This is a genomic window from Pseudocitrobacter corydidari (assembly GCF_021172065.1).
GTDB lineage: Bacteria > Pseudomonadota > Gammaproteobacteria > Enterobacterales > Enterobacteriaceae > Pseudocitrobacter > Pseudocitrobacter corydidari.
On record NZ_CP087880.1, the window covers coordinates 3,363,641 to 3,375,992 of the forward strand.

The window sequence follows — 12,352 nt, forward strand, 5'->3', positions numbered from 1 at the left end:
TGCGCTTCGCTTATCAGGCCTACCGATCCTTTTGATTACTCTATCGCCAGCTCCGGCGCGCTCGCTGTCCGGCGGCGATAGTTCTCGTATATCCCCATCGCCATCAGCGAGAAGAAGATTGGCCCGCCAATCATCCACAGGGCGCTGCTCCAGTCATTCGCTTCAATCACTGGTTGGATGACGGTGAAGATGTTGGCAAACGACACGATAAGCACCACGACCGTAGTGGCAACCAGCGCAGAAGCACGCGTTTTAAAGATAACAAACGGCCTTTCCAGGTCGGTTTTCGCTTTGAAGAACGGGAATGCCAGCGCCAGGAAAAGATAGGGCAGCGTCATTGAGACATTCGCCATCAGCGTTAGTTTGTTATAAAACGCAGAAGCCGTATCGCCGCCAAACGACACCAGCAGAATAAACAGACACACCAGGCCACACTGCGCCCACATCGCGGTTTCCGGCATACCGCTCGCGTTCAGGCGCGTGACGGAGGTTGGCCACAGCGCTTTTGGCGTGCCCTGCACAATGGCTTTCAGCGGCGAGTAGATCAGGGTGAAGAACGCACCGGTATACGCGAGGAACATCGACAGACCGGTAATACGCGCAAACCATACGCCAAGCGAGGTCGTTGCATCAGGCGATAAGCCCAGCGCATGCCCCAGCGTTTCGCCCAGGCTATGCATCAGCACGTAAGTAATATTACCAAGGTTGGTGGCACGGTTGCTCAGTACCGCCTGCCAGTTGGTACTCACGCCCCACAGAACGATCGCCAGCGCGTAACCGATGGAGATAACGATCGCCGCGAAGATAATGCCTTTCGCAAAGTTCTTCTCCGGGTTTTCGGTTTTATCCACCAGCCCGCCGACCGCTTCAATGCCACCGTAGGCAAAGATGGCAAAGACCACAAACGACAGCATCGCCAGGCCAGACTGATAACCCGGGTTTGGCGAGGCGACAAAGTTAACCGGCTCGGCAAAGTTGCCGCCGTTCAGCGCCAGTATCGTGATGCTTACCACCAGCAAGACCAGGTTCAGGCACATTACCGAAATCCCGCCGACAGCGGTGATTTTGGCGATTTTATTGATCCCACGCGAAGCCACAAACGTTACCAGCAGCATCCAGCATACCGCCAGAATGCCGACGGCCTGCGTGGGCGTTAAGCCAGCGAAGGACCACACCTGCGTTTGATCCGAGCCACACAAAAAGGTGGAAAACGGCACCCATACTTTCGCTGCGGTGCTCACCATCCAGACGACATAGGACGAGAACCACATAAAGGTGCCAATAAACGCGAAGCGCGGCCCTACGCTGTTATTCATCCACGAGTAGATACCGCCCTCTTCTTTACGGTACGCAGAGCCCATCTCCGCCATCATTAACGCGAAAGGGATAAAGAAGAAGAGTGCCGAGAGAATATAGAAAGGCGCGGCGCTGTAGCCCATTAAATAGAATGCCGACGGGCTATTGGCGAAGCCAAACACCGACGTAAAGATCATCAGAATAAGCCCGGTGAGGCTCATCTTTTTTAGAGACTGGTTCATCTTGCCGTTCCAAAAAGAGTCATAACGCAAATAACGTTATCCCTACGCCGACTGGCAGGGACGAAAGCGCGGATAATAACAAAAAACCAGATTATTATTGTGACAATATTGGCGGATAGCGAATGAAAGACTGTAAAAAAGAGGTGAGGCAGTTATATTAACTAAGTGACGTGAATATTACGATTTATTTAAATAACGCGCGGCTATATTTCATCAAGCATAGCCGCGCGAAGATGTCAGGCGCGATCGACCGTAAAGGCGATAACGTCGGCAATCTGCTCCGCATCCAGCGCCAGCATCACCAGACGATCGACGCCCAGCGCCACGCCGGAGCAATCAGGCAGACCGGCGGCTAAGGCGTCCAGCAGGTTCTGATCGATAGGCTGCTGCGGCAGGCCGCGCGCGGCGCGCTTGCGGTTATCCTGCTCGAAACGCTGCTGCTGTTCACGCGCGTCGGTCAGTTCATGGAAACCGTTCGCCAGCTCCATGCCTTTGAAATAGACCTCGAAACGTTCCGCCACACGGTGGTCTTCCGCGCTGATTTGCGCCAGCGACGCCTGGCTTGCCGGGAAGTGGTAAACAAAGGTCGGTCGATCTTTACCGATGTGCGGCTCTACGCCGAAAGCGAACAGCAGCTGTAACAGAGTATCTCTGTCCTCTTCTTCATCGGCGACGTTGCTGAGATCCAGCTTCGCGGCTACTTCACGCAGCAGCGTTTTGTCCGCTGAGAGTGGATCAATTTCCAGATGACGCTGGAACGCCTGCTGATAAGAGAGGCTTTCCGCCGGCTGGCACTCCAGAACCTGTTGCAGTAAATCATCCACCTCGTTGATGAGTCGGTACATATCAAAATGCGGACGATACCATTCCAGCATGGTGAATTCCGGGTTGTGATGACGCCCCATTTCTTCATTGCGGAAGCTTCTGCACAACTGGAATACCGGGCCACAGCCTGCCGCCAGCAGACGCTTCATGTGGTATTCCGGGCTGGTCATCAGATAGAGATTCACACCCTGAGAATGGCCAGGGCCCACAAAGCGAGTCTCAAACGGTACCAGATGCACATCGGTTACCGTTGCCTGGCTCATACAGGGCGTTTCCACCTCAAGCACGCCGCGGTCAGCAAAGAAACGACGAATCTCCGTCATAACAGCCGCGCGTTTTAACAGGTTGGGGATGGATGCGCTCGGCTGCCAGGTTGCCGTCTCGCTCATGGTTTTTTCTCCAGATTCAAACAAGGGCACGAAGTCTACTCGTAACCTGTCAGCGAGACAAATTTTGTGCGGAAATTATTAGCCGGGTCAGTTGGCGCAAGGGAGTAGCCAGGGGTAGTTTAGTAATTAAATTAATCAAAATTAGTGATGATTAGGGGTTATCAGACTCAAAAATAATCGAACACATCAAATTTCCCTCGGATTTCTACGGGTATACTGCTTTACCCATAAAGGAGCAGTGGAAACGTTTCCGCCATAGCGAGTCGTAATCAGGTGAACTACCTTTGCTTAGAGCTGGTGCGGAATAACAATAATCTGGAGGAATGTCGTGCAAACCTTTCAAGCCGATCTTGCCATTATAGGTGCTGGCGGAGCTGGTCTACGAGCAGCCATCGCCGCGGCGCAAGCTAATCCAAACGCCAAAATAGCTTTAATCTCAAAAGTTTATCCGATGCGCAGCCATACCGTTGCGGCTGAAGGTGGCTCCGCTGCCGTCGCGCAGGATCACGATAGCTTTGAATACCATTTTCACGACACCGTCGCCGGTGGGGACTGGCTCTGTGAACAGGATGTCGTGGACTACTTCGTCCATCACTGCCCGACAGAGATGACCCAGCTTGAGCAATGGGGCTGCCCGTGGAGCCGTCGTCCGGACGGTAGCGTCAACGTGCGCCGCTTCGGGGGAATGAAAATTGAACGTACGTGGTTCGCCGCCGATAAGACCGGCTTCCACATGCTTCACACCCTCTTCCAGACCTCTCTGCAATTCCCGCAAATTCAACGCTTCGATGAACATTTCGTCCTCGACATCCTGGTCGATGACGGTCAGGCTCGCGGCCTGGTGGCGATGAATATGATGGAAGGCACGCTGGTGCAGATCCGCGCCAACGCGGTGGTGATGGCGACCGGCGGCGCAGGCCGTGTGTATCGCTACAACACCAACGGCGGCATCGTCACCGGTGATGGTATGGGCATGGCGCTCAGCCACGGTATTCCGCTGCGTGATATGGAATTCGTTCAGTATCACCCAACCGGCCTGCCGGGCTCTGGCATCCTGATGACAGAAGGCTGCCGTGGTGAAGGCGGTATTCTGGTCAACAAAAACGGCTATCGTTATCTGCAGGATTACGGCATGGGCCCGGAAACCCCGCTGGGCGAGCCGAAAAACAAATATATGGAACTGGGTCCGCGCGACAAAGTTTCTCAGGCTTTCTGGCACGAGTGGCGTAAAGGCAACACCATCTCCACGCCGCGCGGCGATGTGGTTTACCTCGATCTGCGTCATCTGGGCGAGAAAAAACTGCTGGAACGTCTGCCGTTCATCTGCGAACTGGCGAAAGCGTACGTGGGCGTCGACCCGGTGAAAGAACCGATTCCGGTTCGTCCGACCGCGCACTACACCATGGGCGGTATCGAAACCGATCAGCAGTGTGAAACCCGCATCAAAGGGCTGTTTGCGGTGGGCGAATGTTCCTCCGTTGGCCTGCATGGCGCAAACCGTCTGGGTTCCAACTCGCTGGCTGAACTGGTGGTCTTTGGCCGCATGGCGGGCGAACAGGCAATGGAACGCGCCGCAACCGCTGGCGAAGCCAACAGCGCCGCGCTGGACGCTCAGGTTGCTGACGTTGAAAGCCGCCTGAAAGCACTGGTTAATCAGGAAGGTAGCGAAAACTGGTCGAAGATCCGCGACGAAATGGGTCTGTCGATGGAAGAAGGTTGCGGTATCTACCGTACGCCGGAACTGATGCAGAAAACCATCGATAAGCTGGCCGAGTTGCAGGAACGCTTCAAACGCGTGCGCATCACCGATACCTCCAGCGTGTTCAACACTGACCTGCTCTACACCATTGAGCTGGGCCACGGCCTGAACGTCGCCGAATGTATGGCGCACTCCGCAATGGCGCGTAAAGAGTCTCGCGGCGCGCACCAGCGTCTGGACGAAGGCTGCACCGAGCGTGATGACGTCAACTTCCTCAAGCATACGCTTGCTTTCCGCGATGCCGACGGCACCACGCGTCTGGACTACAGCGATGTGAAAATCACAACGTTGCCGCCAGCCAAGCGTGTCTACGGTGGCGAAGCTGAAGCAGCCGATAAAAAGGAGAAAGCGAATGGCTGAGATGCATAACCTGAAAATCGAAGTGGTGCGCTACAACCCGGAAGTGGACTCCGCGCCGCACAGCGAATTCTATGAAGTGCCTTATGATGAAACCACCTCGCTGCTGGATGCGTTGGGCTACATCAAAGACAACCTGGCGCCAGATCTCAGCTACCGCTGGTCCTGCCGTATGGCGATCTGCGGTTCCTGCGGCATGATGGTCAACAAGGTGCCGAAGCTGGCCTGTAAGACCTTCCTGCGCGATTACACCAAAGGCATTAAGGTTGAGGCGCTGGGCAACTTCCCGATCGAGCGCGATCTGGTTGTCGATATGACGCACTTTATCGAAAGCCTGGAAGCGATTAAGCCGTACATCATCGGCAACTCGCGTACGCCAGATCAGGGTCCGAACAACCAGACGCCTGCGCAGATGGCGAAGTATCATCAGTTCTCCGGCTGCATCAACTGCGGCCTGTGCTACGCCGCCTGCCCGCAGTTTGGCCTGAACCCTGAGTTTATCGGCCCGGCAGCGATTACGCTCGCCCACCGCTATAACGAAGACAGCCGCGATCACGGGAAGAAAGAACGTATGACGCAGTTGAACGGCCAGAATGGCGTCTGGACCTGTACCTTCGTCGGTTACTGTTCCGAAGTGTGCCCGAAACACGTCGACCCGGCAGCGGCCATTCAGCAGGGTAAAGTGGAAAGCTCGAAAGACTTTCTTATTGCTACCCTGAAACCACGCTAAGGAGTGCATTATGACGACTAAACGCAAACCCTATGTGCGGCCAATGCCGTCCACCTGGTGGAAAAATCTGCCGTTTTATCGCTTCTATATGCTGCGTGAAGGAACGGCGGTAACCGTTGTCTGGTTCAGCATTTTGCTGATTTGCGGCCTTTTTTCGCTGAAGCACGGGCCTGAGTCCTGGGCAAACTATGTCAGCTTCCTGCAAAACCCGATTGTCGTAATCCTTAACCTGATTACCCTCGCGGGCGCGCTGCTGCATACCAAAACCTGGTTTGAGCTGGCGCCGAAAGCGGCCAATATTATTGTGAAAGACGCAAAAATGGGGCCGGAGCCAATTATCAAAGGGCTCTGGGTGGTGACGATCCTCGTCACCGTGGTCGTGCTGTTTGTGGCACTATTCTGGTAAGGAGGCCAGGGTGATTAATCCAAATCCAAAACGTTCTGACGAACCGGTATTCTGGGGCCTGTTTGGCGCAGGCGGGATGTGGGGCGCAATCGTCGCGCCGGTGATTGTCCTGCTGGTTGGCATCATGCTGCCGCTGGGGCTGTATCCGGGCGATGCGCTGAGCTATGAGCGCGTGCTGGCCTTTGCACAAAGCTTTATTGGCCGTGCGTTTCTGTTCCTGATGATTGTGCTGCCGCTGTGGTGCGGTTTACACCGTATTCACCACGCGATGCACGATCTGAAAATTCACGTTCCAAGCGGAAAGTGGGTTTTCTACGGCCTGGCTGCTATTCTGACGGTTGTGACGCTGATTGGTATCGTCACCATCTGATGAAGTCCTAATGTTAATCCGGCCCGCCACTGGCGGGCCGTTTTGTATGGAAGCCTGGTCATGTTCAAAACGTCTCTCTGCGCGCTACTGCTTGGCGCCTCCTGCACCGCACTTGCCGCCCCTTACACTGAACAACAGATAACGGATATCGTTAATCGCACCATTACGCCGCTCATTAAGGAGCAGGCTATTCCCGGCATGGCCGTCGCGGTCATCTATCAGGGCAAACCGTATTACTTTACCTGGGGTGACGCTGACGTCGCGAAAAAGCAGCCCGTCACGCAACAGACGCTGTTCGAATTGGGTTCAGTCAGTAAAACCCTCACCGGCGTACTGGGCGGCGACGCTATCGCGCGTGGGGAAATTAGCCTGAATGACCCGGCGACAAAATACTGGCCAGAACTCACCGGGAAACAGTGGCAGGGCATTACGCTGCTGCATCTCGCGACTTACACCGCAGGTGGTTTACCGCTACAGGTACCGGACGACGTGACGACCGATGCTGAACTGCGTCGCTATTATCAAAACTGGCAGCCAGAATGGGCGCCGGGCACGCATCGTTTATATGCCAACGCCAGCATTGGGCTTTTTGGCGCGATGGCGGTGAAACCGTCCGGTTTGAGCTTTGAGAAGGCCATGACCGAACGCGTGTTGCAGCCGCTCAAGCTTACGCAGACGTGGGTCACCGTCCCGCCCGCCGAACAGAAACACTACGCCTGGGGATACCGCGAAGGGAAAGCCGTGCACGTCTCACCAGGCCAGCTGGATGCCGAAGCCTATGGTGTGAAATCCAGTATTCAGGATATGGCGCACTGGGTGCAGTTCAATATGAACGCCAGCAAAATCAAAGAGAAAACCCTGCGACAGGGCATTTCACTGGCGCAGTCGCGCTACTGGCAAATTGGCGAAATGTATCAGGGATTAGGCTGGGAAATGCTGAACTGGCCGGTCAACCCTGACACCATCGTCAACGGCAGCGACAGTAAAATCGCCCTCGCCGCGCTGCCAGCGAAAGCGATAACGCCGCCTGCGCCCGCCGTAAGTGCATCATGGGTGCATAAAACCGGCGCAACCGGCGGATTTGGTAGCTACGTCGCCTTTGTGCCGCAGCAAGAACTCGGCATTGTGATGCTGGCAAACAAGAACTACCCCAACCCTGCGCGCGTAGCCGCCGCGTATCAAATTCTGAATTCGCTGAAATAAGTGATTTTTGGCCTGTTTCGGCAGGCCGTTCCCACTCGATTTTCCTGCTGTCATCTACACTTAACAGAAAACCAGTAAGGAAACTCTTATGCGCATCCTGCCCGTTGTCGCCGCCGTCACCGCCGCATTTTTGGTGGTTGCCTGTAGCTCCCCGACGCCGCCAAAAGGCGTTACCGTTGTGACGCCATTTGATGCTACTCGCTACCTTGGCACATGGTACGAAATTGCCCGCTTTGATCACCGGTTTGAACGCGGGCTGGAACAAGTCACCGCCACCTATCGTCTGCGTGATGACGGCGGTCTGAACGTGACAAACAAAGGCTATAATCCGGATCGGGCCATGTGGCAGAAAACCGAGGGGAAAGCCTATTTCACCGGCGATCCAAACCGCGCGGCCCTAAAAGTGTCGTTCTTCGGCCCCTTCTACGGTGGCTATAACGTGATTGCGCTCGATAAAGAGTATCGCCACGCATTGGTTTGCGGGCCGGATCGCGACTACCTGTGGATACTCTCACGCACACCGACTATTTCAGATGAGATGAAACAGCAGATGCTGGCCGTCGCAACCCGGCAGGGATTTGATGCCAGTAAGCTCATTTGGGTGAAACAGCCCCATTAATGGGTGCTGAGTTTCAGGCCGATGATCCCCGCAACAATCAGCCCCAGGCTCGCCAGACGCATGGGGCTTGCTGATTCACCCAGCAGGAGAATACCGGTAATGGCAGCGCCAACTGCGCCAATGCCGGTCCAGACCGCATAAGCCGTACCGACCGGCAGGCTTTTCATCGCCCAGGAAAGCAACGCCATACTGATAATCATTGCTGCAATGGTGATAACGCTTGGCGTCAGGCGGCTGAATCCATGGGTGTATTTCAGGCCAACGGCCCACACCACTTCGAGTAGACCCGCAATAAGAAGAATAATCCAGGACATAACAACAGGCTCCAGAGAAATGGGGCCGTCCCCGATGAAATGAGGCGCTTACGGGTCGTCCCGCAAGGCTAGATGAAAGGGTATTTTATCAATCGTCAATACGCGGAGCAAACGGAAGGAACGGTACGGCGAAATCTCCGTACCGTTGAAAGAATAATTACTGCTGAGCTTTGGTCGCTGCGCCAGAAATGGCGCTACCGCCATCGGAAATATCCTCACCAACGCCACGCGTCGTATTACACGCTGTCAGCACAGATGAAAGCACTACCACGGTAAAAAACGCTGCAATTGTTTTCTTAATCATCATGTCGTCCTTTAATGGTCAATGTTTTATGCATGTAGCTTGTTAAGCATAGACAAATTCCCGCATTTCGACGGAAAAGAAGGACGATTTAGGAATTTTGGAAAATTAGCTGGCGGCGTGGGAAATGATGCTACCGAGATCTTTGATATCTTCACCAACACCACGGGCGGTGTTGCATCCGCTCAGCAATGCGCCGGCGACAATCAGCAGTAGAAGTGTTTTTACGGTACGAGTCATCATCCTTGCCTGAAATCATCAGGCGCAGCGCCGTGCTGCGCCCTCATTCATCCATTTATAGCATGGATTACTTCACGCGGGATACATATTCGCCAGAGCGAGTATCCACTTTGATGACTTCGCCAATCTGGACGAACAGCGGAACTTTCACCACTGCGCCAGTGGACAGAGTCGCCGGCTTGCCGCCAGTACCTGCGGTGTCGCCTTTCAGGCCTGGATCGGTTTCAACGATTTCCAGTTCAACAAAGTTCGGCGGAGTCACGGAGATAGGCTGACCGTTCCACAGGGTCACGATGCATTCAGCCTGATCCAGCAGCCATTTAGCGTTATCGCCAATCGCTTTTGCGTCAGCAGACAGCTGTTCGAAGGTTTCGTTGTTCATGAAGTGCCAGAACTCACCGTCGTTGTACAGGTAAGTCAGGTTCATATCGACAACGTCAGCACCTTCAGCGGAGTCAGTAGATTTGAAGGTTTTTTCTACACGGGTACCGGTCAGCAGGCGGCGCAGTTTAACGCGAGCGAACGCCTGGCCTTTACCTGGTTTAACGAATTCACTGGCTTCAACCGCGTACGGTTCGCCGTCCAACATGATTTTAAGACCAGCACGAAAATCGTTGCTATAGTAAGTCGCCATAAGGCCCTCTGAAATTGTGAAATGGTAGCTAAGCCACAAAATGGCGCATATTGTAACCCTAAATACCCCATCCAGAGAAGATTGGTTATCGCAACTTGCCGATGTTGTGACCGATCCGGATGAACTATTACGTCTTTTAAATGTAGACGCTGATGAAAAATTGCTCGCAGGAAGAGAAGCGAAGCGTCTTTTCCCGCTTCGCGTTCCCCGCGCGTTTATCGCCCGGATGGAAAAAGGTAACCCAAATGACCCGCTATTGCGCCAGGTTTTAACCGCGCAGGACGAGTTTATCTCCGCGCCAGGCTTCTCGACCGACCCGCTGGAAGAGCAGCACAGCGTGGTGCCAGGGCTACTGCATAAATACCGTAACCGGGCGTTGCTACTGGTGAAGGGAGGCTGTGCGGTAAACTGCCGTTACTGCTTCCGTCGCCACTTTCCGTATGCGGAAAATCAGGGCAACAAACGCAACTGGCAGGCCGCGCTCGACTACATCGCGCAGCATCCTGAGCTGGACGAAATTATTTTCTCCGGCGGCGACCCGTTGATGGCGAAAGACCATGAGCTGGAGTGGTTGATAACGCACATTGAAGCCCTTCCGCATGTTAAACGTCTGCGCATTCACAGTCGTTTGCCAATCGTTATACCGGCACGCATCACCGATGCGCTGGTTACGCGTTTCGCACAAAGTCGGCTGCAAATTCTGCTGGTGAATCACATCAACCATGCCAGAGAGATAGACGATGAATTCCGCGCGGCGATGACGCGCTTACGCCAGGCGGGTGTGACACTGTTAAATCAGAGCGTGCTGCTGCGCGGCGTGAACAACGATGCTCAAACGCTTGCTGACCTCAGTAACGCGCTTTTCGATGCGGGAGTGATGCCTTACTACCTTCACGTTCTCGATAAAGTGCAGGGCGCAGCCCACTTCCTGGTGAGCGATGACGAAGCGCGCGCGATTATGCGCGAGTTGCTGACGCTGATTTCCGGTTATATGGTGCCGAAACTGGCGCGCGAAATTGGCGGTGAGCCCAGCAAAACGCCGCTGGATCTTCAGCTTCGCCAGCATTAATTTAGCTGCCCTCTATTATGAGGGCACAATCATTCACTTTTAATATATTTATTAAAATAATAATAGTTGCTCCACAGAGATTATCTGGACATCAGTCATAGCTGTGATATTTTACTTCACCATCTGATATCACCCTAATTAATAATATATATCTATAGTTTCCGATTAAGTATTTACAAGATATATGGTTATGGAGAACCAACATGGCATTGAATATTAAAAGCGTTAATACCGGTGTTATTCGTCAGGGAAATGCCTTCGTCGCATTAGCCTTAAAAATCAAAGAGCAAAAAAACAAAGAGTCTCTCTTTTTCTTCCCTGCGCTGGTACTCAGAGATCTCCTCATCGCCCTGGAAAGCCGTCTTGCGGCGCTGCATCAGCTGCAAGGCGATGAATTGCAGAAGTATGAGAAAGCGCGAGAAAAAGCCGGTAAAAAGATGCTGGAAAACGTGCCCGCGCTTGTGGAAGAAGAATTACGCCATGCTGATGTCAATTTCCGCGTCGATGCGCTGGAACTGTCTAAAAACGGTAAAGATGAATTAACCGTTACGCTAAAACTGCATCGCGGCGAAAACGTCGAACTGACCATTAATGAATTGCAAATTGACCTGCTGGTCAAAGCAATTATTCATTCTATTAATAATGCGGGAATGAAAGAACTGGCGTTGCGTATTTCTTCACTGCTGGACTTCCTGCCGCTGTATGATGCCGATTGTCAGGAAAAAGGCAGTCTGGAATATGACTTCTACGACCAGGCGCAGTGGAAACACGATCTGTTCAGTCATTATCTGGCAGTGCTCTATCGCTTTACCGATAAAGAGGGCAAAGAGTGTTTTAGCGGCAGCATTGTTAAAACGCGTACACCATCAGGCAGTAAAGAAGCGCAGGCCATTTCTCGCCGTTTAATCGACTTCAGCCCACGGCTGAAAAAACTGGCCGGTACGCCGTGTCAGGTCTATGTCAGAACGCTAGCTGCGAATAACGGACAACAATTGACACAAGAGCAGTGTTTACGTGCGTTGTATCATTTACGCGTCCAGTCGGTGAAAACACCGGCCTGATGGCGTCGGATGGCGGCGATAATGCCGCCATCCGACAATTAGCGCCCCTGAGAAATCAGTTCGGGCACTTATAAACCTGGCCGTTCATTTCGGTATCGGTCGGCACAAAACTTGAAAGCATACCCTGAGTTGGGCTGCTGACACCGTAAATCACGTTGCCGCCCATCTCTGCCGCGTGGTTACGCAGCGCATTCGCCGCACCGCGCATCGAGCCGCCCTCTTCGCCCGTCTGACCAGAAAGCCAGTTCCCCTGTTTACCTGTTGCCGTACCTAACAGCTGGCATTCTGCGCCCGGTTTATCTTCAACGAAGCGAACATTCTGCCCACCCGCACTTAATTCGTTGCTGGAACTACAGCCAGCTAACAGCAGCGCGGCGCCAACGATCCCTGCTAAATATTTTACCTGCATGTTATTCCCCACAATCAATGAGCTGGACGCATGTCGTCCGTGTGTAAACCTTATACTAAAAAGATGACCAAAAGAAAAACCCCCGGTCATTTCTGACCAGGGGTTTCTTTGTTGCTATGGAGTATAAC

15 protein-coding genes are annotated in these 12,352 nt (G+C 53.5%); 8 read left to right on the forward strand and 7 right to left on the reverse strand.

The features are described 5' to 3' along the window. Nucleotides 1-35: 35 nt before the first annotated feature. Both yjeM and epmA read right to left on the reverse strand, forming a co-directional pair. On the reverse strand, nucleotides 36-1,538 hold the full coding sequence (gene yjeM, locus G163CM_RS15705) for a glutamate/gamma-aminobutyrate family transporter YjeM (RefSeq protein WP_231825577.1): 1,503 nt from the start codon (nucleotides 1,536-1,538) through the stop codon (nucleotides 36-38). A gap of 236 nt (nucleotides 1,539-1,774) precedes the next feature. Further along, complete coding sequence (gene epmA, locus G163CM_RS15710) at nucleotides 1,775-2,752, reverse strand: elongation factor P--(R)-beta-lysine ligase (protein ID WP_015966225.1); 978 nt, start codon at nucleotides 2,750-2,752, stop codon at nucleotides 1,775-1,777. 328 nt (nucleotides 2,753-3,080) lie between these two features. Between epmA and frdA the strand changes: the two genes are divergently transcribed. From frdA to G163CM_RS15740, 6 genes are all read left to right on the forward strand, one after another. Then, complete coding sequence (frdA, locus tag G163CM_RS15715) at nucleotides 3,081-4,871, forward strand: fumarate reductase (quinol) flavoprotein subunit (protein ID WP_015966226.1); 1,791 nt, start codon at nucleotides 3,081-3,083, stop codon at nucleotides 4,869-4,871. Further along, nucleotides 4,864-5,598: a fumarate reductase iron-sulfur protein gene (frdB, locus tag G163CM_RS15720; RefSeq protein ID WP_231825578.1), complete on the forward strand. Its 735-nt coding sequence runs from the start codon at nucleotides 4,864-4,866 to the stop codon at nucleotides 5,596-5,598. Before frdA ends, frdB begins: the two co-directional genes overlap by 8 nt. A 10-nt stretch (nucleotides 5,599-5,608) precedes the next feature. Continuing rightward, the gene (frdC, locus tag G163CM_RS15725) at nucleotides 5,609-6,004 is read left to right on the forward strand and encodes a fumarate reductase subunit FrdC (RefSeq protein ID WP_231825579.1); all 396 of its coding nucleotides are present in this window, start codon (nucleotides 5,609-5,611) and stop codon (nucleotides 6,002-6,004) included. A 10-nt stretch (nucleotides 6,005-6,014) separates the two neighbouring features. Next, entirely contained in the window at nucleotides 6,015-6,374 is a 360-nt protein-coding gene (gene frdD / locus G163CM_RS15730) for a fumarate reductase subunit FrdD (protein WP_015966229.1), read from the forward strand. A 60-nt stretch (nucleotides 6,375-6,434) separates the two neighbouring features. Then, entirely contained in the window at nucleotides 6,435-7,577 is a 1,143-nt protein-coding gene (ampC, locus tag G163CM_RS15735; RefSeq protein ID WP_231825580.1) for a CMY2/MIR/ACT/EC family class C beta-lactamase, read from the forward strand. Nucleotides 7,578-7,665: 88 nt separating this feature from the next. Next, nucleotides 7,666-8,196: a lipocalin family protein gene (locus G163CM_RS15740; RefSeq protein ID WP_231825581.1), complete on the forward strand. Its 531-nt coding sequence runs from the start codon at nucleotides 7,666-7,668 to the stop codon at nucleotides 8,194-8,196. Here the strand turns inward: G163CM_RS15740 and sugE are convergent. The 4 genes from sugE to efp form a co-directional block, all read right to left on the reverse strand. Next, nucleotides 8,193-8,510, reverse strand: coding sequence for a quaternary ammonium compound efflux SMR transporter SugE (gene sugE, locus G163CM_RS15745; RefSeq protein ID WP_231825582.1), 318 nt, complete (start codon nucleotides 8,508-8,510; stop codon nucleotides 8,193-8,195). The genes G163CM_RS15740 and sugE overlap by 4 nt on opposite strands. A gap of 157 nt (nucleotides 8,511-8,667) precedes the next feature. Then, nucleotides 8,668-8,814: a lipoprotein toxin entericidin B gene (gene ecnB, locus G163CM_RS15750; RefSeq protein WP_231825583.1), complete on the reverse strand. Its 147-nt coding sequence runs from the start codon at nucleotides 8,812-8,814 to the stop codon at nucleotides 8,668-8,670. Between the two features lie 105 nt (nucleotides 8,815-8,919). Then, on the reverse strand, nucleotides 8,920-9,051 hold the full coding sequence (locus tag G163CM_RS15755) for an entericidin A/B family lipoprotein (RefSeq protein ID WP_041686332.1): 132 nt from the start codon (nucleotides 9,049-9,051) through the stop codon (nucleotides 8,920-8,922). A 67-nt stretch (nucleotides 9,052-9,118) separates the two neighbouring features. Then, nucleotides 9,119-9,685 carry an elongation factor P gene (efp, locus tag G163CM_RS15760; protein ID WP_007372714.1) on the reverse strand — a complete coding sequence of 189 codons (567 nt, stop codon included), beginning with the start codon at nucleotides 9,683-9,685 and terminating at the stop codon, nucleotides 9,119-9,121. 40 nt (nucleotides 9,686-9,725) lie between these two features. Here efp and epmB point away from each other — a divergent pair, with 40 nt between their 5' ends. Further along, on the forward strand, nucleotides 9,726-10,754 hold the full coding sequence (gene epmB, locus G163CM_RS15765; protein ID WP_231825584.1) for an EF-P beta-lysylation protein EpmB: 1,029 nt from the start codon (nucleotides 9,726-9,728) through the stop codon (nucleotides 10,752-10,754). 203 nt (nucleotides 10,755-10,957) lie between these two features. After that, on the forward strand, nucleotides 10,958-11,815 hold the full coding sequence (gene yjeJ / locus G163CM_RS15770; RefSeq protein ID WP_231825585.1) for a YjeJ family protein: 858 nt from the start codon (nucleotides 10,958-10,960) through the stop codon (nucleotides 11,813-11,815). Between the two features lie 55 nt (nucleotides 11,816-11,870). Here yjeJ and G163CM_RS15775 read toward each other — a convergent pair whose 3' ends face one another. Continuing rightward, on the reverse strand, nucleotides 11,871-12,224 hold the full coding sequence (locus G163CM_RS15775; protein ID WP_015966237.1) for a DUF4156 domain-containing protein: 354 nt from the start codon (nucleotides 12,222-12,224) through the stop codon (nucleotides 11,871-11,873). Between the last annotated feature and the right edge of the window lie 128 nt (nucleotides 12,225-12,352).

Coding starts and splice junctions, on each gene's coding strand:
- yjeM (WP_231825577.1), bottom strand. CDS start 1,538: ATGAACCAGTCTCTAAAAAAGATGAGCCTCACCGGGCTTATTCTGATG.
- epmA (WP_015966225.1), bottom strand. CDS start 2,752: ATGAGCGAGACGGCAACCTGGCAGCCGAGCGCATCCATCCCCAACCTG.
- frdB (WP_231825578.1), top strand. CDS start 4,864: ATGGCTGAGATGCATAACCTGAAAATCGAAGTGGTGCGCTACAACCCG.
- frdC (WP_231825579.1), top strand. CDS start 5,609: ATGACGACTAAACGCAAACCCTATGTGCGGCCAATGCCGTCCACCTGG.
- ampC (WP_231825580.1), top strand. CDS start 6,435: ATGTTCAAAACGTCTCTCTGCGCGCTACTGCTTGGCGCCTCCTGCACC.
- G163CM_RS15740 (WP_231825581.1), top strand. CDS start 7,666: ATGCGCATCCTGCCCGTTGTCGCCGCCGTCACCGCCGCATTTTTGGTG.
- sugE (WP_231825582.1), bottom strand. CDS start 8,510: ATGTCCTGGATTATTCTTCTTATTGCGGGTCTACTCGAAGTGGTGTGG.
- ecnB (WP_231825583.1), bottom strand. CDS start 8,814: ATGATTAAGAAAACAATTGCAGCGTTTTTTACCGTGGTAGTGCTTTCA.
- G163CM_RS15755 (WP_041686332.1), bottom strand. CDS start 9,051: ATGACTCGTACCGTAAAAACACTTCTACTGCTGATTGTCGCCGGCGCA.
- efp (WP_007372714.1), bottom strand. CDS start 9,685: ATGGCGACTTACTATAGCAACGATTTTCGTGCTGGTCTTAAAATCATG.
- epmB (WP_231825584.1), top strand. CDS start 9,726: ATGGCGCATATTGTAACCCTAAATACCCCATCCAGAGAAGATTGGTTA.
- yjeJ (WP_231825585.1), top strand. CDS start 10,958: ATGGCATTGAATATTAAAAGCGTTAATACCGGTGTTATTCGTCAGGGA.
- G163CM_RS15775 (WP_015966237.1), bottom strand. CDS start 12,224: ATGCAGGTAAAATATTTAGCAGGGATCGTTGGCGCCGCGCTGCTGTTA.